Origin of the sequence: Azotobacter chroococcum (assembly GCF_002220155.1) — a bacterium.
Lineage (GTDB): Bacteria > Pseudomonadota > Gammaproteobacteria > Pseudomonadales > Pseudomonadaceae > Azotobacter > Azotobacter chroococcum.
In genome coordinates, this window is the sequence record NZ_CP011835.1 from 1,205,309 (window position 1) to 1,222,746 (window position 17,438).

At 61.7% G+C, this 17,438-nt stretch carries 19 protein-coding genes and 1 pseudogene; 15 read left to right on the forward strand and 5 right to left on the reverse strand.

Annotation, left to right across the window (positions count from 1 at the left end; genetic code table 11):
- The first annotated feature begins 31 nt into the window (after positions 1 to 31).
- From ltrA to ACG10_RS05605, 3 genes and pseudogenes are all read left to right on the forward strand, one after another.
- Positions 32 to 1,764: pseudogene (gene ltrA / locus ACG10_RS05595) on the forward strand (group II intron reverse transcriptase/maturase).
- A gap of 153 nt (positions 1,765 to 1,917) precedes the next feature.
- Positions 1,918 to 2,172: an FAD assembly factor SdhE gene (locus tag ACG10_RS05600; protein WP_039805553.1), complete on the forward strand. Its 255-nt coding sequence runs from the start codon at positions 1,918 to 1,920 to the stop codon at positions 2,170 to 2,172.
- Positions 2,156 to 2,608, forward strand: a complete 453-nt coding sequence (locus ACG10_RS05605; protein WP_089167459.1) for a protein YgfX — start codon at positions 2,156 to 2,158, stop codon at positions 2,606 to 2,608. The genes ACG10_RS05600 and ACG10_RS05605 overlap by 17 nt, the downstream gene beginning before the upstream one ends.
- Here the strand turns inward: ACG10_RS05605 and nadB are convergent.
- Positions 2,577 to 4,193, reverse strand: coding sequence for an L-aspartate oxidase (nadB, locus tag ACG10_RS05610; RefSeq protein ID WP_089167460.1), 1,617 nt, complete (start codon positions 4,191 to 4,193; stop codon positions 2,577 to 2,579). The genes ACG10_RS05605 and nadB overlap by 32 nt on opposite strands.
- A gap of 354 nt (positions 4,194 to 4,547) precedes the next feature.
- Between nadB and rpoE the strand changes: the two genes are divergently transcribed.
- The 12 genes from rpoE (at position 4,548) to pdxJ (ending at position 14,952) form a co-directional block, all read left to right on the forward strand.
- The gene (gene rpoE / locus ACG10_RS05615; protein WP_082045477.1) at positions 4,548 to 5,129 is read left to right on the forward strand and encodes an RNA polymerase sigma factor RpoE; all 582 of its coding nucleotides are present in this window, start codon (positions 4,548 to 4,550) and stop codon (positions 5,127 to 5,129) included.
- Between the two features lie 32 nt (positions 5,130 to 5,161).
- Positions 5,162 to 5,749, forward strand: a complete 588-nt coding sequence (locus tag ACG10_RS05620) for an RseA family anti-sigma factor (RefSeq protein ID WP_089167461.1) — start codon at positions 5,162 to 5,164, stop codon at positions 5,747 to 5,749.
- An 8-nt stretch (positions 5,750 to 5,757) separates the two neighbouring features.
- Positions 5,758 to 6,705, forward strand: a complete 948-nt coding sequence (locus ACG10_RS05625) for a MucB/RseB C-terminal domain-containing protein (RefSeq protein WP_089167462.1) — start codon at positions 5,758 to 5,760, stop codon at positions 6,703 to 6,705.
- Positions 6,702 to 7,172 (forward strand): SoxR reducing system RseC family protein, encoded by a 471-nt coding sequence (locus ACG10_RS05630; protein ID WP_089167463.1) that lies wholly within the window; start codon positions 6,702 to 6,704, stop codon positions 7,170 to 7,172. Before ACG10_RS05625 ends, ACG10_RS05630 begins: the two co-directional genes overlap by 4 nt.
- 13 nt (positions 7,173 to 7,185) lie before the next feature.
- Positions 7,186 to 8,607 (forward strand): DegQ family serine endoprotease, encoded by a 1,422-nt coding sequence (locus tag ACG10_RS05635; RefSeq protein ID WP_089167464.1) that lies wholly within the window; start codon positions 7,186 to 7,188, stop codon positions 8,605 to 8,607.
- Positions 8,608 to 8,756: 149 nt separating this feature from the next.
- The gene (lepA, locus tag ACG10_RS05640) at positions 8,757 to 10,556 is read left to right on the forward strand and encodes a translation elongation factor 4 (protein ID WP_089167465.1); all 1,800 of its coding nucleotides are present in this window, start codon (positions 8,757 to 8,759) and stop codon (positions 10,554 to 10,556) included.
- A gap of 4 nt (positions 10,557 to 10,560) precedes the next feature.
- Positions 10,561 to 11,412 carry a signal peptidase I gene (gene lepB, locus ACG10_RS05645; RefSeq protein WP_089167466.1) on the forward strand — a complete coding sequence of 284 codons (852 nt, stop codon included), beginning with the start codon at positions 10,561 to 10,563 and terminating at the stop codon, positions 11,410 to 11,412.
- A gap of 93 nt (positions 11,413 to 11,505) precedes the next feature.
- Positions 11,506 to 11,883, forward strand: a complete 378-nt coding sequence (locus ACG10_RS05650; protein WP_089167467.1) for a DUF4845 domain-containing protein — start codon at positions 11,506 to 11,508, stop codon at positions 11,881 to 11,883.
- On the forward strand, positions 11,880 to 12,569 hold the full coding sequence (gene rnc, locus ACG10_RS05655; RefSeq protein ID WP_089167468.1) for a ribonuclease III: 690 nt from the start codon (positions 11,880 to 11,882) through the stop codon (positions 12,567 to 12,569). The genes ACG10_RS05650 and rnc overlap by 4 nt, the downstream gene beginning before the upstream one ends.
- The gene (gene era, locus ACG10_RS05660; protein ID WP_039805543.1) at positions 12,562 to 13,464 is read left to right on the forward strand and encodes a GTPase Era; all 903 of its coding nucleotides are present in this window, start codon (positions 12,562 to 12,564) and stop codon (positions 13,462 to 13,464) included. The genes rnc and era overlap by 8 nt, the downstream gene beginning before the upstream one ends.
- Positions 13,465 to 13,520: 56 nt before the next feature.
- The gene (recO, locus tag ACG10_RS05665; protein ID WP_089167469.1) at positions 13,521 to 14,213 is read left to right on the forward strand and encodes a DNA repair protein RecO; all 693 of its coding nucleotides are present in this window, start codon (positions 13,521 to 13,523) and stop codon (positions 14,211 to 14,213) included.
- Positions 14,206 to 14,952, forward strand: a complete 747-nt coding sequence (gene pdxJ, locus ACG10_RS05670; RefSeq protein WP_039805541.1) for a pyridoxine 5'-phosphate synthase — start codon at positions 14,206 to 14,208, stop codon at positions 14,950 to 14,952. Before recO ends, pdxJ begins: the two co-directional genes overlap by 8 nt.
- Here pdxJ and ACG10_RS05675 read toward each other — a convergent pair.
- From ACG10_RS05675 to ACG10_RS05690, 4 genes are all read right to left on the reverse strand, one after another.
- Positions 14,949 to 15,155, reverse strand: a complete 207-nt coding sequence (locus tag ACG10_RS05675) for a DUF2905 family protein (RefSeq protein ID WP_039805540.1) — start codon at positions 15,153 to 15,155, stop codon at positions 14,949 to 14,951. The two genes, pdxJ and ACG10_RS05675, sit on opposite strands and share 4 nt — an antisense overlap.
- A gap of 35 nt (positions 15,156 to 15,190) precedes the next feature.
- Positions 15,191 to 16,150: a tRNA 5-methoxyuridine(34)/uridine 5-oxyacetic acid(34) synthase CmoB gene (gene cmoB, locus ACG10_RS05680; protein ID WP_089167470.1), complete on the reverse strand. Its 960-nt coding sequence runs from the start codon at positions 16,148 to 16,150 to the stop codon at positions 15,191 to 15,193.
- Complete coding sequence (gene cmoA / locus ACG10_RS05685) at positions 16,147 to 16,890, reverse strand: carboxy-S-adenosyl-L-methionine synthase CmoA (protein WP_039805538.1); 744 nt, start codon at positions 16,888 to 16,890, stop codon at positions 16,147 to 16,149. The genes cmoB and cmoA overlap by 4 nt, the downstream gene beginning before the upstream one ends.
- Before the next feature lie 88 nt (positions 16,891 to 16,978).
- Positions 16,979 to 17,377 (reverse strand): protease inhibitor I42 family protein, encoded by a 399-nt coding sequence (locus ACG10_RS05690; RefSeq protein WP_039805537.1) that lies wholly within the window; start codon positions 17,375 to 17,377, stop codon positions 16,979 to 16,981.
- Between the last annotated feature and the right edge of the window lie 61 nt (positions 17,378 to 17,438).

Genomic DNA, 17,438 nt, shown 5'->3' on the forward strand with positions numbered 1-17,438 from the left:
CTCGAGAGTTCGCGACCTTGAGGAGGACTGTATGAAAACGCAGCCAGCAACACCGGCCAAGTCTGCGTCCTTCGACGGGGTGACGGGTTGGCACAGTCTCGACTGGGCCAAGATCCAGACCTCCGTTCGGAAGACGCAGTTGAAGATTGCGCAGGCAACAGGGGAAGGCAACTGGCGCAGAGTTAAACGATTGCAACGGATGCTGACCCACTCGTTTCACGGCCGCTGTCTGGCCGTGCGGCGAGTCACGGAGAATCGGGGTCGCAAGACTCCGGGCGTGGATGGAGAGAAATGGGCAACGCCCCGCTCGAAGTTCCAGGCCGTGATGCGTCTGTCAGAAAAGAGAGGGTATCGGCCGCAACCGCTTCGGCGGGTGTGGATACCGAAACCCGGCAAGCAGGAAAACGCCCGCTGGGTATCCCGACGATGTTGGATCGGGCCATGCAGGCGCTCTACCTGCTTGCCTTGGAGCCTGTCATAGAAAGCACCAGCGATCCGAAAAGTTATGGGTTCCGCCCAGACCGCTCGACCGCCGATGCGATGACTGAACTCTTCCACCTGCTGGCACCCGAAGTGGCGCCGGTATGGGTTCTGGAAGGGGATATCAAAGGTTTCTTTGACAACATCAACCACGACTGGCTATGCCGGAACGTCCCCATGGACCGGACGGTGCTGCGCAAGTGGTTGAGGGCCGGGGTGATCGACCGGCGACAAATCATGGCCACGGAAGCCGGGACGCCACAGGGAGGCATCATCTCTCCCTGTCTGGCGAACGCCACCCTGAATGGCCTGGAAACCCAGTTGAAGCGCCATCTGGCGAAGAAGCTGGGCGTCAAGAAAGCCGGGAGGACGAAAGTCCAGGTGGTGCGTTATGCGGATGATTTCGTGATTACGGCAGCCTCCAAGGAGCTGCTGGAAAATGAGGTCAGGCCCTGGGTCGAGCAATTCCTGTCGGTACGAGGGGTCGAGCTATCCCGGGAGAAAACGCAGATCACGCATATCCACCAGGGCTTCGATTTTCTGGGGTGGAACTTCAGGAAATACGTGCCGAAATCGCCCTACAGAAAGGACAAGTTGCTGATCAAACCCTCGAAGAAGAACATCTCGGCGTTCTATCGGAAGATGCGGGAGATCGTCAAAGGCAGCGGCACCCTGACGCAGGAAGCGTTGATCGGCCAACTGAACCCGGTGCTACGGGGATGGGCGCACTACCATGCCCCGGTCGTAGCAAAAGCAACCTTCAGTACGCTGGATCACCTGATCCACTGGCGACTCTGGAGGTGGGCGAAACGCAGGCATCCGAAGAAGTCCGCGGCATGGATTCGGAAGAAATACTTCCACTCCATAAACGGACGGAACTGGCTGTTCGCGTTCCCATACAGAAACAGCAAGACAGAGGTGAAGTACCGTCGGCTATATGCGCTGGCCGACACCACAATCGTGCGCCACAAGCGTCTTCCGGGAGACTACCAGCCCTACGACGCGGCGCAGGAGCTGAAGTGGGAGAAACTGAGAGTCCAACGGATGTAGCACAAGCTGCGTTATCGGGGACAGATTTTCGGGCTTTTCCGGCGGCAGCAGGGCAAGTGCGCCCTGTGTAGGCATGCGATCAGCAAGGAGACCGGTTGGCACGACCACCACGTCGTCAGACGGGTGGACGGCGGGCCGGATACCCTGAGCAATCGCGTGCTGCTTCACCCGAACTGCCATGCACTGGTCCACAGCCAGAGACAAGCGGTAGCACTGCTCCACAGCGGCTTATAGTGGTATAGTCGCCCGCAACACTCCGTGCGTTGTCGGCCAAGCTTTGGCTTCATGTAGGCTTGAGCCGTGTGCGGTGAAAGCCGCACGCACGGTTCTTAGGGGGGGATAGGCCAGTAATGGCCCATCCCTACCCGACTTCAAGGAACCCATCCCATGGCCGACGATATCGAACTCAACCGACTTTACTGGCACAGCCGGCGCGGCATGCTGGAGCTGGACGTGCTGCTGGTGCCTTTCGTGAGGGAGGCCTATTCCGCGCTGGATGCCGAGGATCAGGCCCGTTTCCGCAAGCTGCTGACCTGCGAGGATCAGGACATGTTCGGCTGGTTCATGCGCCGGGAAGAGCCGGGCGATCCCGATTTGCGCCGCATGGTGAACATGATCCTGGATCGTGTCCAACCCAAGTGATGTCTTCGAGTGCCACTGGCAGCCTTCGCGGCAGTTGCTGGCGGCCTATCTGATTGCCCAGGCACTTGCCCTGGGCTCCCTGGCGCTGGTTGATATACCTTCCTGGGAGGGCCTGCTCAGCGGCTCGTTGTGTCTGGCGCATGCGGCCTGGTGCCTGCCCAGGCAGATCCTGCTGTCCCATTCCACGGCCTTCCGTGGCGTGCGCCGCACTGCCGAAGGCTGGCAGCTGTGGAGTGTGCGCAAGGGCTGGCAGCCAGTGCAGTTGCGGCCAGACAGTCTAGCCCTGCCAATGGTGGTCGTTTTTCGTTTTCGTCTGCCCGGGGAGCGGCGGGTGAGGGGTGTGTGCATCCCGCGCGATGCACTGGCGCGGGATATCCATCGTCGATTGCGGGTACGGCTGAAGTTCAGCCGGCGTAGGTGGTCGGCACCAGAATAGTGTCGCAGGCTTCGGGCTGCATGTCCGGATAGTCGAGGGTGTAGTGCAGCCCGCGGCTTTCATGGCGCCGCATGGCCGAGCGAATCATTAGGTCGGCAACCAGGGCCAGGTTGCGCAGCTCGATCAGGTCGCGGCTGACCTTGTAGTTGCTGTAGAACTCGTCGATTTCGCCGAGCAGCAGCCTGACCCGATGCTGGGCGCGCTGCAGGCGTTTGCTGGTGCGCACGATGCCGACATAGTCCCACATGAAGCGTCGCAGTTCGTCCCAGTTGTGCGCGATGATCACGTCCTCATCGGAGTCGGTGACCTGGCTGGCATCCCAGCTTGGCAGATTGCTCGGCAGACTGGTGTCCGTCATTTGTTCTTGCATGTCGAGTGCTGCGGAGCGGGCATAGACGAAGCACTCGAGCAGGGAGTTGCTGGCCATGCGGTTGGCGCCATGCAGGCCGGTGAAGCTGGTTTCGCCGATGGCATAGAGGCCGGGGATGTCGGTCCGCCCATGATTGTCGACGACGACACCGCCACAAGTGTAATGGGCGGCGGGTACCACCGGGATTGGTTCGCGGGTAATGTCGATACCGAAATCCAGGCAGCGCTCATAGACGGTCGGGAAGTGGGACTGGATGAAATCCGCCGGTTTGTGGCTGATGTCCAGATACACACAGTCGATCCCGAGGCGTTTCATTTCATGGTCGATGGCGCGGGCCACGACATCCCGCGGGGCCAGTTCGGCGCGGGAGTCGAAGCGTGGCATGAAGCGTTCGCCATTGGGCAGCTTGAGCAGTCCGCCTTCGCCGCGCAGGGCTTCGGTGATCAGGAAGTTCTTGGCCTGCGGATGGTACAGGCAGGTGGGGTGGAACTGGTTGAATTCCAGGTTGCCCACCCGGCAGCCGGCTCGCCAGGCCATGGCAATGCCATCGCCACAGGCACTGTCGGGATTGCTGGTATAAAGGTAGACCTTGGCGGCTCCGCCGCAGGCGAGGGTGGTAAAGCATGCGCTGTAGGTATCGACTTCGCCGCTCTGGCGATTGAGCACGTAGGCTCCCAGGCAGCGCTTGCCCGGCAGGCCGAGTTTGCTTTCGGTAATCAGATCGATGGCAACGTGTTGTTCGAGCAGTTCGATGTTCGGCCGCTTCTGTACCTGGGCCAGCAGGGTTTTGAAGATGGCGGCGCCGGTGGCATCTGCGGCATGGATAATGCGCCGGTGGCTGTGGCCGCCTTCGCGGGTCAGGTGAAATGCAAAACCACCGTCATCGCGCATCGTGGGATCTTCGCGGGTGAAGGGGACGCCTTGTTCGATCAGCCACTGGATGGCTTCCCGGCTATGCTCCACTGTAAAGCGCACGGCTTCTTTTCTGCAGAGGCCGGCACCGGCAATCAAGGTGTCTTCGACATGGGATTCGACGGTATCGGTATCATCCAGCACGGCAGCAACGCCGCCTTGAGCCCAGAAGGTCGAGCCGTTGGACAATTCTCCCTTGCTCAGAATCGCGATGCGCAGGTGAGGTGGCAGATTGAGCGCCAGGGTCAGGCCGGCCGCACCGCTGCCAATGATCAGGACATCATGCTGAAAGTGTTGGCTCATGTCGAAAAAATCCGGGAAAACAAGGACTGGTAGAAGAAAGTCGGGCTTGGCACAATCGCCGACTTGGCTGCAGGGCTGTGAGGGGAACTTTGCACCCTTTCATGAGTCGAAAACCGGCTGCAACAGGATGGCACACCGGTTGGCGACAGTGAAAGCTCAGAGAAGAGCAAGGCTCGCCCAGTGAGTGACTATTCCCATGGCGGGTAGTTCAGGTTGCTTGATCCGTTCGGAGTTGTTCGCTTTCTACGGGAGGCCTCGTTTGAGGGGGGAACTTTTGCTTAATACCCGTGTCAATAGAGGCAAGGTGATCCGCAGCCTGATACTATGCCCCCTAGGGTTTAACGAGGTGTATTCATGTTAAACCAGGAGCAAGATCAGCAATTGGTCGAGCGGGTGCAGCGTGGTGATAGGCGGGCCTTCGATTTACTGGTGCTGAAATACCAGCACAAGATTCTCGGTTTGATCGTGCGTTTTGTGCATGATACCCATGAGGCTCAGGATGTTGCCCAGGAGGCTTTTATAAAAGCCTATCGTGCGCTTGGCAACTTTCGCGGTGACAGCGCCTTTTATACGTGGCTGTACCGGATTGCTATCAATACTGCGAAAAATCATCTGGTGGCCCGTGGGCGCCGCCCTCCAGATAGTGATGTGAGTGCAGGCGACGCCGAGTTTTATGAGGGCGACCATGCCCTCAAGGATATCGAGTCGCCGGAGCGCTCTCTGCTGCGAGATGAAATCGAGGCCACCGTGCATCGAACCATCCAGCAATTACCGGAAGATTTGCGTACGGCGCTGACGCTGCGCGAGTTCGATGGCCTGAGTTATGAAGATATTGCCAGCGTCATGCAATGTCCGGTTGGAACTGTGCGTTCACGCATCTTTCGAGCGCGTGAGGCGATTGATAAAGCGCTGCAGCCATTACTGCAGGAAACCTGAGACTGCGGCCGTCAGCCGAGAGAGGTATCGTCATGAGTCGTGAAGCCCTGTATGAATCGCTATCCGCGGTGATGGATGACGAGGCGGACGAGATGGAGTTGCATCGTGTGCTCGCTGCCGGTAAGGATGATGCCGAGTTTCGGGCTGCTTGGTCGCGCTATCAGTTGGCGCGCGCTGCCATGCACAAGGAGCTGTTGGAGCCGCGTCTGGATATTGCTGCATCGGTTTCGGCTGCCTTGTCTGCCGAAGCTGCTCCCAAAGCCAGATTCTTCTCCTGGGGAATCGTTGGGCGCGTGGCGGTGGCGGCTTCGGTGACCGTCGCAGTGCTGGCGGGCGTTCGCCTGTACAATCAAGGCGAGATGGCGGGTGCCGAAGTGGCCCAGCGGGTGCCTCAGTCGTCTCTTTCGGTACCGCAGGTGCAGGGAATGCCGGTTTTGGCTGGATACACCGAGGGTGCCGAGCAGTCACAGGAGTCTGTGGCCAAGGAAGCCGGGAAGGAGTCGGAGTGGCATGAAAAAAGACTTCCGATCTACCTTCGCCAACATGTGCAGCAGTCGGCTGTGAGTGGGGCAGAGAGTGCCTTACCTTATGCCCGAGCGGCCAGTCTGGAAAATCGCTGAGGAGGAGCATGCGTTTTTTTTCTCTGCTTTTGCTCGGCGGCAGCCTGGTGATGCCCGTACATGCTGCCGACGCGCAAAACTGGCTGAATCGCCTGCTGAAGGCGGAGAAACAGCAAAGTTTTCAAGGCACTTTTGTCTACGAGCGTAATGGCAGTTTTTCCACGCATGCCATCTGGCATCAGGCCGGCCAAGATGGGGAGTCGAGAGAGCGTCTCTTGAAATTGGATGGCGCACCCGTGGAAGTGGTGCGCGTTGGCGGGCGTCTGCAATGTGGCAGTAACGCTTTAGCCGATCAATTGTTCGAAGGTGAACCTTGGCCACCGCGACCGCTGGATCCGCAGAAACTGGCCGAATGGTATGAGGTTCGGATGGCTGGCGAATCCAGGGTCGCTGGCCGTGCTGCAGTGGTGCTGACTATTTTGCCGCGCGATCAGTATCGCTATGGTTTCGAACTGCATCTCGACCGCGAAACCGCCCTTCCACTCAAGTTCCTCCTTCTGAATGAGAAAGGCCAGTTGCTCGAGCGTTTCCAGTTCACTCGGCTGGATACGTCTGCAACGCTTGCCAAGGATGAGCTGGAGCCGGGACCATCCTGCCGCCCGGTCGAAATCCTGCAGGCCGCAGAGCCGGAGCCGGGAGCCTGGCGCTCCGAATGGCTGCCTCCGGGTTTCACTCTGCGCGGTATGCATGCTCAGCCCAGCCCCATCTCAGGTGAAACCATTACCTATTTGATGTACGGTGATGGCTTGGCGCGCTTTTCGGTGTTCATCGAACCCTTGCATGGTGCTCTTGTCGAGGATGCGCGCAGTCAATTGGGGCCGACCGTTGCGGTATCCAAGCGTATGTCGACGGCAGATGGCGATATGATGGTTACTGTGATTGGCGAGATCCCCTTGGGAACGGCCGAGCGCATAGCGCTATCGATGCGTGCAGGTGAGGCACAGGCTGATCGATGATCGAGGAGCAGGGCCGGGTGGTGGCGATCGAGCATGGGGCTGTATGGATTGAGGTCCTAGGCAAAACTGCCTGCTCCGGCTGTACCGCAAGCGTTGGCTGTGGTCAGGGGCTGCTCGAGGGGCTGGGGGCAGGAAGGCAGCGCAAGCGCATTCGCGCCTTGTCGGTCATGCCGCTGAAGGTTGGCGACTCCGTAGTGGTCGGCATCCGGGAAGATTTCCTGCTGCGCAGCACCCTTGCAGTCTACCTGTTACCCTTGCTGAGTCTGTTTATCTCCGCCATTGTCACCCAATGGTTTGGCTTCGGGGAGCCTCTGGTGATTTTTGCCGCCTTCCTGGGGTTTGCCTCTGTTTGGGCTGTGGTGCGCAGTGCAAGTCGACGCCAAATGAGGGATCCGGCATTGCAGCCAGTGGTGTTGCGTGCCTTGCCTGGCGTTCCGGATGCGTATGCCAGGCGTACGGCTTTTTGAGTGGAGGAGCAGTATGTCGAAATTTGGTTTTAAGTCCTTCGCCTCCGTCCTGGCAGGTGCCTTGTTGCTTGGACAGTCGTTGTGCGCGCAGGCGCAATTGCCGGAGTTCACCGAGCTGGTGGAGGCGACCTCTCCGGCGGTAGTCAATATCAGTACCCGGCAGAAGCTTCCTGAGCGTGCCCTGGTACAGGGCATGCCTGATCTCGAAGGTCTTCCACCGCTCTTCCGGGAGTTCCTGGAGCGCAATCTTCCGCAGGTCCCGCGCACGCCGAATAATGGCCAGCAGCGTGAAGCCCATTCCTTGGGGTCGGGTTTTATCATCTCCGCGGATGGTTATGTATTGACCAATAACCATGTGGTTGCCGATGCCGATGAAATCATCGTTCGACTGTCTGACCGCAGCGAGCTTGAGGCTGAGCTGGTCGGTGCCGATCCGCTTACCGATGTGGCCTTGTTGAAGGTCAAAGGCACAAATCTCCCCAGCGTCAAGCTGGGTCGCACCGATGAGTTGAAAGTGGGCGAGTGGGTTCTGGCCATCGGTTCGCCCTTCGGGTTCGACCATTCGGTGACGGCCGGCATCATCAGCGCCACAGGGCGGAGCTTGCCGAACGAGAGTTACGTGCCGTTCATTCAAACCGATGTGGCAATCAATCCCGGCAACTCTGGCGGACCGCTCTTTGACCTGGAAGGGCGGGTGATTGGTATCAATTCGCAGATCTTTACTCGGTCGGGTGGGTTCATGGGATTATCCTTCGCCATCCCCATCGAGGTTGCCATGGGCGTGGCCGACCAGCTGAAAGCGACTGGCAAGGTTGCCCGCGGCTGGCTGGGCGTGGTCATTCAGGAAGTCAACAAGGATCTGGCCGAGTCCTTCGGCCTGGACAAGCCAGCGGGAGCGCTGGTTGCCCAGGTGCTGGACGGCGGTCCGGCGGACAAGGGGGGCTTGCAGGTCGGCGATGTCATTCTCAGCCTGGATAGTCATCCGATCGTGATGTCGGCCGATCTGCCGCACCTGGTCGGCGGGCTGAAGCCTGGCACCAAAGCCAATCTGGAGGTTGTTCGTGATGGGGGGCGGAAAAGCATCGCCATCACGGTGGGTGCTTTACCCGAGGAGGGAAGCGGGGTTCAGCCGAGCATTGCTGGTGTGGAGCAGAGCAGCAATCGTCTGGGGGTGACTGTCACCGAGCTGACTCCCGAGCAGAAGAAATCCCTTGATCTCAAGGGGGGGGTGGTCATTCGCGAGGTGCTGAACGGTCCGGCTGCCCTGATCGGCCTGCGGCCTGGCGATGTGATCACTCACCTGAACAATCAGGCGATCGACTCGGCGAAGACCTTTGCCGAGGTGGCCGGTGCGCTGCCGGAAAGCCGCTCGGTGTCCATGCGGGTGCTACGTCAGGGACGGGCCAGTTTCATTACTTTCAAGCTTGCCGAATAAAGCCTCGCGGACATGAAAAAGGGCGGTTTCACCGCCCTTTTTCATGGTTGTCAAGAGAGGGTAATGCGTGACGTTGGTAATATTGATCAGTTAAACTCCCCGGCTATTTTCGACGGCTAGTCCGCCCGAGCCTTTTCGAGTGCTGAACTGTGAGTGACCTCAGTCATATCCGCAATTTTTCCATCATCGCCCATATCGATCACGGCAAGTCGACACTGGCGGACCGATTCATTCAAATCTGCGGTGGCCTTTCCGAGCGTGAAATGGAGGCTCAGGTTCTGGACTCCATGGACCTCGAGCGCGAGCGTGGGATCACCATCAAGGCGCACAGCGTGACCCTGCACTACAAGGCGCAGGACGGCAAGACCTACCAGCTGAACTTCATCGATACTCCCGGCCATGTCGATTTCACCTACGAAGTCAGCCGCTCCTTGGCTGCCTGTGAGGGCGCCTTGCTGGTGGTGGATGCCGGTCAGGGCGTGGAGGCACAATCGGTCGCCAACTGCTATACCGCCATCGAGCAGGGCCTGGAAGTGATGCCCGTGCTGAACAAGATGGATCTGCCCCAGGCGGAGCCGGAGCGGGTCAAGGACGAGATCGAGCACATCATCGGCATCGATGCCAGTGATGCCGTTCCGTGCAGCGCCAAGAGCGGGATGGGCGTCCTCGATGTGCTGGAGCGCTTGGTCCAGGTCATCCCGGCTCCCGAGGGCGAGATCGAGGCGCCGTTGCAAGCGTTGATCATCGACTCCTGGTTCGACAACTACCTGGGGGTGGTTTCGCTGGTGCGGGTCAAGCACGGCCGGGTGAGGAAGGGCGACAAGATTCTGGTGAAGTCCACCGGCAAGGTCCATCAGGTGGACAGCGTCGGCGTCTTCACTCCGAAGCACACCGAGATGCCCGATCTTAAAGCGGGCGAGGTGGGCTTCATCATCGCCGGTATCAAGGACATCCACGGCGCGCCGGTAGGCGATACCCTGACGCTTGCCAGCACTCCTGACGTCGACATGCTGCCGGGCTTCCAGCGGATCAAGCCGCAGGTATATGCCGGCTTGTTTCCGGTCAGCTCGGATGATTTCGAGGATTTCCGCGAGGCGCTGCAGAAACTGACGCTGAACGACGCCGCGCTGCAATACGAGCCGGAAAGCTCGGATGCACTCGGTTTCGGCTTCCGCATCGGCTTCCTCGGCATGCTGCACATGGAGATCATCCAAGAGCGCCTGGAGCGCGAATACGACCTGGATCTGATCACCACGGCACCGACGGTGGTCTTTGAGGTCCTGCTGAAGAACGGCGATACGGTGTATGTCGACAACCCGTCGAAGCTGCCGGACCTGGCCTCCATTGCCGAAATGCGCGAGCCGATCGTGCGCGCCAACATCCTGGTGCCGCAGGAGCATCTGGGCAATGTCATCAACCTGTGCATCGAGAAGCGTGGTGTCCAGCGCGACATGCAGTTCCTCAGCAGCCAGGTGCAGATCAGTTATGACCTGCCGATGAACGAGGTGGTACTGGACTTCTTCGACCGGCTGAAGTCGGTAAGCCGCGGCTATGCCTCGCTGGATTACAGTTTCGATCGCTTCCAGCCTGCCAATCTGGTCAAGCTGGATGTTCTGATCAATGGCGACAAGGTGGATGCCCTGGCGCTCATCGTGCATCGCGACAAGTCCCACCAGAAGGGGCGGGCACTCACTGAGAAGATGAAGGAGCTGATTCCCCGGCAGATGTTCGATGTGGCCATCCAGGCCGCCATCGGCGGGCAGGTCGTGGCGCGTACCACGGTGAAGGCGCTGAGAAAGAATGTGCTGGCAAAGTGTTATGGCGGTGATGTGACCCGCAAGCGCAAGTTGCTGGAAAAGCAGAAGGCCGGCAAGAAACGGATGAAGCAGGTTGGCAGTGTGGAGATTCCTCAGGAAGCTTTCCTCGCTGTGCTCAAGGTAGATAGTTAGCCCTATGTCAATCAATTTCCCCCTGTTGCTGGTGCTGGCGGTGCTGGTCAGCGGTGCATTGGCCCTGCTGGATCTGATCGTGCTGGCGCCGCGCCGGCGGGCGGCGGTTGCCTCCTACGAGGGCAGTGTCGGCCAACCCGACCAGAGCGTGCTGGATCGCCTGAACAAGGAGCCGCTGCTGGTCGAGTATGGCAAGTCGTTCTTCCCGGTCCTGGCGATAGTGCTGGTACTGCGCTCCTTTCTCGTGGAGCCCTTCCAGATTCCCTCGGGTTCGATGAAACCCACCCTGGAGGTGGGGGATTTCATTCTGGTGAACAAGTTCGCCTATGGCATCCGCCTGCCCGTGCTGGACACCAAGGTCATCGAGGTAGGTGAGCCGCAGCGTGGCGATGTCATGGTATTTCGCTACCCGAGTGATCCGAGCATCAACTACATCAAGCGGGTGGTCGGCCTGCCCGGTGACCATATCCGCTATGGCAGCGACAAGCGCCTGTTCGTCAATGGAGCACCGGTTGCCGAACAGTTGCTGGGCAAGGCGTCGGGGGTTCTGGGCAGTGCAGTGCTGTACAAGGAGCAGCTCGGCGATGTCGAGCATCTGATCCGCAAGGAAACGAGACGCCATGCCGAGCCCTCGCGCGAATGGGTCGTGCCGGAAGGCCACTATTTCATGATGGGCGACAACCGCGACAACTCCAACGACAGTCGCTACTGGAATGACCCCCAGCTTACTGACGAGATGCAGGGCATGGTTCCGGACGAGAACATCGTTGGCAAGGCCTTCGCCGTCTGGATGAGCTGGCCGGAACCCAAGCTGCAGAATCTGCCGAACTTCTCCCGTGTTGGCCTGATCCACTGAGCCTATCGACAAATGTGCGGTATTCGCCAACACGTTGGGGCACCCCCCTATAGGCTTTGTCCGCCGTCAATGGCTGGATGAAAGAGATCGAGCATGAAATTCCCGCATTCTCAGAAAGGCCTTTCGATACTGAGTTGGCTGGTGGTGTTGGCTGTAGTGGCATTTTTCGCCAGTACGGCATTCAAGGTGATGCCGCATTATTTCGACTATATGTCCATGGAGAAGATCATCACCTCCATCGAAACGGAGCGAGCAGCGGATATCCGTAGCATCGGAGACTTCTATGCCCATGTCAGCAAGGGCATGCAGGTCAACAACCTCAGGGACCTGAGTCTGCAAGAGGTGCTGAAAGTGACCTTGGAAAACAACGAGTTCCGTGCTCATCTAAAATACGAGAAGCGCGAGCCGCTGATCGAGAATCTCGATCTGGTGGTGAATTTTGACAAAGAATTCCGTGTGCCCATGCCGTGAGCTCATCCCAGAATCGCCTAGAGCGCAAGCTCGGTCATACCTTCAAGAACCAGGACCTGATGCTCCTGGCGTTGACCCATCGCAGTTTTGCCAGTCGCAACAACGAGCGGCTGGAGTTTCTCGGCGATGCCATTCTCAACTTCGTCGCCGGTGAGGCGCTGTTCGAGCGCTTTCCCCAGGCCCGGGAAGGCCAGCTGTCGCGCCTGCGGGCACGGCTGGTCAAGGGCGAGACGCTGGCCCTGCTGGCCCGTGGCTTCGAGTTGGGCGACCACCTGCGTCTCGGCTCCGGCGAGCTGAAGAGCGGCGGCTTCCGTCGCGAGTCCATCCTTGCCGATGCTCTCGAGGCGCTGATCGGCGCCATTTATCTCGATGCCGGCATGGAAACTGTGCGCGAGCGCGTCCTGGACTGGCTGGCCGGCGAGCTGGAAAGTCTGACCCTGGTCGACACCAACAAGGACCCCAAGACCCGTCTGCAGGAGTTCCTGCAGTCCCGGGCCTGTGAGCTGCCCCGCTACGAAGTGGTGGATATCCAGGGCGAACCCCACTGCCGGACGTTCTTCGTCGAGTGCCAGGTTGCCCTTCTGAACGACAAGACCTACGGCCAGGGTGCCAGTCGCCGGATTGCCGAGCAGGTGGCAGCGGCTGCGGCACTGGTGGCCCTCGGGGTGGAGAATGGCAATGACTGAAGCAAGCCCGCTGCGCTGCGGATATGTGGCCATCGTTGGCCGGCCCAACGTGGGCAAGTCCACGCTGCTCAACCACATTCTCGGTCAGAAGCTGGCGATCACCTCGCGCAAGCCGCAGACCACCCGGCACAACATGCTGGGGATCAAGACCGAGGACAACGTGCAGGCGATCTACGTCGATACCCCCGGCCTGCACAAGCAGAACGACAAGGCGCTCAACCGCTACATGAACAAGACTGCCTCGGCAGCGCTGAAGGATGTCGATGTGGTGGTCTTCGTGGTCGACCGCACGCGCTGGACCGAAGAGGACCAGCTGGTGCTCGAGCGTCTCCAGTACGTGCAGGGGCCGCTGCTGATCGCGGTGAACAAGGCCGACCGCCTCGAGGACAAGACCGAGCTGCTGCCGCATCTGGAATGGCTGGCGCAGCAGTTGCCCAACGCCGAGGTCGTGCCCATCTCCGCATTGCATGGACAGAACCTGGATACCCTGGAGCGGCTGGTCGCCGAGCGCCTGCCGGAGAGCGAGCATTTCTTCCCGGAAGACCAGATCACCGACCGCTCCAGTCGCTTCCTCGCCGCCGAACTGGTGCGGGAGAAGATCATGCGCCAGCTGGGCGCCGAACTGCCCTACCAGGTCACGGTGGAAATCGAGGATTTCACGCAGGAAGGACGGATTCTGCACATCCATGCATTGATTCTGGTCGAGCGCGAGGGGCAGAAGAAGATCATCATCGGCGAGAAGGGCGAGCGGATCAAACGCATCGGCCAGGAGGCGCGCCAGGACATGGAGGTGCTGTTCGACTCCAAGGTCATGCTCAACCTGTGGGTCAAGGTGAAGGGTGGCTGGTCCGACGACGAGCGGGCCCTGCATTCGCTCGGCTACCGGGAGAGCTGAGACGCGCAGGCGCGGACAGGATTCCCCCACGACTGGCCGCTGGCCACGTACATGCCATGACCAGCCAAGCTGCCTTCATCCTGCATAGTCGTCCCTACAAGGAAAGCAGCGCGCTGGTGGATTTCCTCACCCCCCAAGGCAGGCTGCGTGCCGTGCTACGGGCGGCGCGCGGCAAGACCGGCAGTCTGGCGCGTCCCTTCGTGCCGCTCGAGCTGGAGCTGCGCGGGCGCGGCGAGCTGAAGACCGTCGCCAGCCTGGAAAGCCGCGGCGTTTCCTACTGGCTGACCGGCGCGAGCCTGTTCGCCGCACTCTACCTGAACGAACTGCTGATCCGCCTGCTGCCGGCCGAGGATCCCCATCCGCAGCTGTTCGAGCATTACGCCCTGAGCCTCGATGCCCTGGCCTGCGGACGCCCGCTGGAGCCGCTGTTGCGTGCCTTCGAATGGCGCCTGCTGGCGGAGCTGGGCTATGGTTTTTCTCTGGATCGCGATCTGCACGGTCGGCCGGTGCTTGCCGACAGCCGCTACCGGCTGCTGCCCGACGCGGGCCTGGAGTCGGTGGAGCAGCTGCAGCCGGGCCTGTTCCGCGGACGCGAGCTGCTCGCCATGGCCGAAGCCGACTGGCAGGTCGCCGGTGCCCTGGCGGCGGCCAAGCGCCTGATGCGTCAGGCCCTGGCGCCCCATCTCGGCGGCCGGCCGCTGGTCAGCCGCGAACTCTTCATGAATCCCAAGGAGCCCCCCCGTGACTGAAGCCAACCGCATTCTGCTCGGCGTGAACATCGACCATGTGGCAACCCTGCGCCAGGTCCGCGGCACCCGCTACCCGGATCCGGTCAAGGCTGCGCTGGATGCCGAGGAGGCCGGTGCCGACGGCATCACCGTGCATTTGCGCGAGGACCGCCGGCACATCCAGGAGCGTGATGTGCAGGTGCTCAAGGAGGTGCTGCAGACGCGGATGAACTTCGAGATGGGGGTTACCGAGGAAATGCTCGCCTTTGCCGAGCAGATCCGCCCGGCGCACGCCTGCTTCGTCCCGGAAACCCGGCAGGAGCTGACCACCGAGGGGGGGCTGGACGTCGCCGGCCAGGAGGCGCGCATCCGCGCCGCAGTGGAGCGTCTGGCGCGGCTGGGTTGTGAGGTATCGCTGTTCATCGACGCCGAGCCGCAGCAGATCGAGGCCGCCGCGCGCATTGGCGCACCGGCCATCGAGCTGCACACCGGGCGCTACGCCGATGCCCATACGCCGGCGGAAGCGGCCCGCGAGCTGGCGCGCATCCGCGACGGCGTGGAGTACGGACTGAGTCACGGGCTGATCGTCAATGCCGGTCACGGTCTGCACTACCAAAATGTCGAGCCGGTGGCGGCGATTCCGGGGATGCATGAACTGAACATCGGCCACGCTATCGTCGCGCATGCCCTGTTCGTCGGCTTCAAGGAGGCGGTACGGGAGATGAAAGGGTTGATGATGGGTGCTGCAGCGCGCCGTTAACGGCGGAACAGGTTGAGCAGCAGGCTCGCCACCAGGCTGACCAGCAGCATCGAGGTGAAGGGGATGAAGAGCCTGCCGCGCGCCGTTTCGATGCGAATGTCGCCCGGCAGGCGGCCGAACCAGCCGAACAGCCAGGGCGCGTAGTGCAGGGCGATGCCGAGCAGCAGCAGGGCCGCGCCGAGGATCATCAACCCGCGGGCCATCCAGTCACCTTCTTCGGGCAAGGGGCGGGACGGGCTCAGGGCTTGCGGGCCAGCAGCGTTGCGCGGGTCGGCGCAGGCAGACCCTCGACCGTCCTGCCGTGGTCGGTTGGATCGAGAAAGTCTGGCAGAGACTGGAAGGTCATCCATTCGGTGGCGCGCTGCTCCTCGACGGACGTGACGGCTACATCCACGCAGCGCACCTCGACGAAGCCGGCACGGCGCAGCCACAGCTCCAGGGCCGCTACCGAGGGCAGGAACCAGACGTTGCGCATCTGCGCATAGCGGTCCTCCGGCACCAGCACAGTGCTGGCGTCGCCATCCACCACCAGGGTTTCCAGCAGCAGCTCGCCGCCCCGGCGCAGGCAGTCCTTGAGCGCCAGCAGGTGATCGATGGGCGAGCGGCGGTGATAGAGCACGCCCATGGAGAATACCGTGTCGAAGCCCTCCAGCTTCTCCGGCAGGTCCTCGAGGGCGAGGGGCAGGTGCCAGGCGGGCAGCTCCGGCAGGTAGCGCCGGAGCGCGAGGAACTGGCAGAAGAACAGCCAGTTGGGATCGATGCCGACCACGCAGTCGGCACCCGCGCCGAGCATGCGCCACATGTAGTAGCCGTTGCCGCAGCCGACATCGAGGATGCGCCGGCCACGCAGTTCCAGATGCGGGGCGACCCGCTGCCACTTCCAGTCCGAGCGCCACTCGGTATCGACATGCACGCCGAACAGATCGAAGGGCCCCTTGCGCCAGGGCGACAGGCCGAGCAGGGCCTGACGCAGGGCGGCGCGGTTGGTGTCGTCGCAGGCGCCGGCAAGCTGTAGCTGTTCGCCCAGCTCGATGTGCTCGGCGGTCAGCATGGGCAGGGCCTGCAGGGCCGCCTGCCAGCGCTGCAGGTCGCCATGGCTGCGGGTCAGCCGGTCATCCAGCTGCGCCGGGAGGCTGTCGGCCCAGGCGGCCAGGGGGGTGCCGGCGAGGCGGCGGACGAGCGGGGACAGGTCGATCATGGCAGGGCAATCAGCGAGACGAAGTTGAGACACTGGAACCAGGGCAGCACCTTGCGGAAGCCGGCGGCCTGCAGGCGCTGGCGGTGTTCATCGAGGCTGTCCGGCTTCATCACGTTCTCGATGGCGCTGCGCTTCTGGGCGATCTCCAGTTCGCTGTAGCCGTTGGCGCGCTTGAAGGCGACGTGCAGGTCGCCGAGCAGGGCCTGCTCCTCGGCATCTGCGAAGCGCAGCTTCTCCGAGAGGATCAGTGCCCCGCCCGGCAGCAGGACCTGACGGATGCGACCGAGCAGTTCCAGGCGCCGTTCGGGCGGAATGAATTGCAGGGTGAAGTTCATCGCCACCAGGGACGCCGGCTCGAGCTCCAGGGCGAGAATGTCCGCCTCGATGGTTTCCACCCGCAGCAGCTCCTGGAACATGGCGTCCTGGGCATGCAGGTATTCGCGGCAGCGTTCGAGCATGGCCGGCGAGTTGTCCACCGCGATCACCCGGCAACCCTCGGCCCGCACATGGCGGCGCAGCGCCTGGCTGACGGCGCCGAGGGAACAGCCGAGGTCGTAGAGGCGGGTACCGGGCTGGGCGAACTGCGCGGCGAGCACGCCGATGTTTTCGACGATGGTCGGGTAGCCCGGCACCGAGCGCTTGATCATGTCCGGGAACACCCGGGCCACGTCCTCGTTGAAGGTGAAGTCCGGCACTTCTGCGAGGGGCTGGGCGAAGAGGCGGTCGGGGGAGTGTTTCACGTGGCTTCCGCGGCGGAGGGCAGGGCGCGGCATTTTAGCCAAGACTGCCCCGCCCATACAGCGGCGCCGAGCGGCTCGCGCTAGACGGTCATTCGACGCTGATGGCGCAGTCGAAGACCTTCTCCGGCTCCTTGCCGACCTCCCAGGGCCGTTGGTAGACCAGCAGCAGGCTGTCCTGGCCGCTCTGCACGGCCTGGAAGCGCCAGGTCGACTGCCCGGCGCTGCCGACCACGCCGGACTCTTCCGCTTCGCTGTAGACTTCCGGGCCCAGGCTGCGCAGCACCCGCGAGGCGGATTCGCGCACCTGCCAGCGGTAGCCGGTGGAGGGGTTGCTGGGCAGCGTCAGCACCAGGTGCTGGCGGCTTTCCAGCTGCAGCGGGCAGTCGTCGTCCTCCTCGAGGGTGACGGTGGGGCTGCCGCCGTTGTGCGCGCAGCCCGCCAGCCAGAGGAGGCCGAGGGGCAGCAGGTATGGCGGGGAAAGGCGCATGCAGGGGCCTCCTGGCGAGGGTGATGGGGGGAGCATAGCCGGAACCTCGGCTGCCTGCCGG

Bases quoted from the DNA above. Each gene is read 5' to 3' on its own strand.
- ACG10_RS05600 (WP_039805553.1), top strand. From the start codon at position 1,918: ATGGCCGACGATATCGAACTCAACCGACTTTACTGGCACAGCCGGCGC.
- nadB (WP_089167460.1), bottom strand. From the start codon at position 4,193: ATGAGCCAACACTTTCAGCATGATGTCCTGATCATTGGCAGCGGTGCG.
- rpoE (WP_082045477.1), top strand. From the start codon at position 4,548: ATGTTAAACCAGGAGCAAGATCAGCAATTGGTCGAGCGGGTGCAGCGT.
- ACG10_RS05620 (WP_089167461.1), top strand. From the start codon at position 5,162: ATGAGTCGTGAAGCCCTGTATGAATCGCTATCCGCGGTGATGGATGAC.
- ACG10_RS05625 (WP_089167462.1), top strand. From the start codon at position 5,758: ATGCGTTTTTTTTCTCTGCTTTTGCTCGGCGGCAGCCTGGTGATGCCC.
- ACG10_RS05630 (WP_089167463.1), top strand. From the start codon at position 6,702: ATGATCGAGGAGCAGGGCCGGGTGGTGGCGATCGAGCATGGGGCTGTA.
- ACG10_RS05635 (WP_089167464.1), top strand. From the start codon at position 7,186: ATGTCGAAATTTGGTTTTAAGTCCTTCGCCTCCGTCCTGGCAGGTGCC.
- lepB (WP_089167466.1), top strand. From the start codon at position 10,561: ATGTCAATCAATTTCCCCCTGTTGCTGGTGCTGGCGGTGCTGGTCAGC.
- ACG10_RS05650 (WP_089167467.1), top strand. From the start codon at position 11,506: ATGAAATTCCCGCATTCTCAGAAAGGCCTTTCGATACTGAGTTGGCTG.
- era (WP_039805543.1), top strand. From the start codon at position 12,562: ATGACTGAAGCAAGCCCGCTGCGCTGCGGATATGTGGCCATCGTTGGC.
- recO (WP_089167469.1), top strand. From the start codon at position 13,521: ATGACCAGCCAAGCTGCCTTCATCCTGCATAGTCGTCCCTACAAGGAA.
- ACG10_RS05675 (WP_039805540.1), bottom strand. From the start codon at position 15,155: ATGGCCCGCGGGTTGATGATCCTCGGCGCGGCCCTGCTGCTGCTCGGC.
- cmoB (WP_089167470.1), bottom strand. From the start codon at position 16,150: ATGATCGACCTGTCCCCGCTCGTCCGCCGCCTCGCCGGCACCCCCCTG.
- ACG10_RS05690 (WP_039805537.1), bottom strand. From the start codon at position 17,377: ATGCGCCTTTCCCCGCCATACCTGCTGCCCCTCGGCCTCCTCTGGCTG.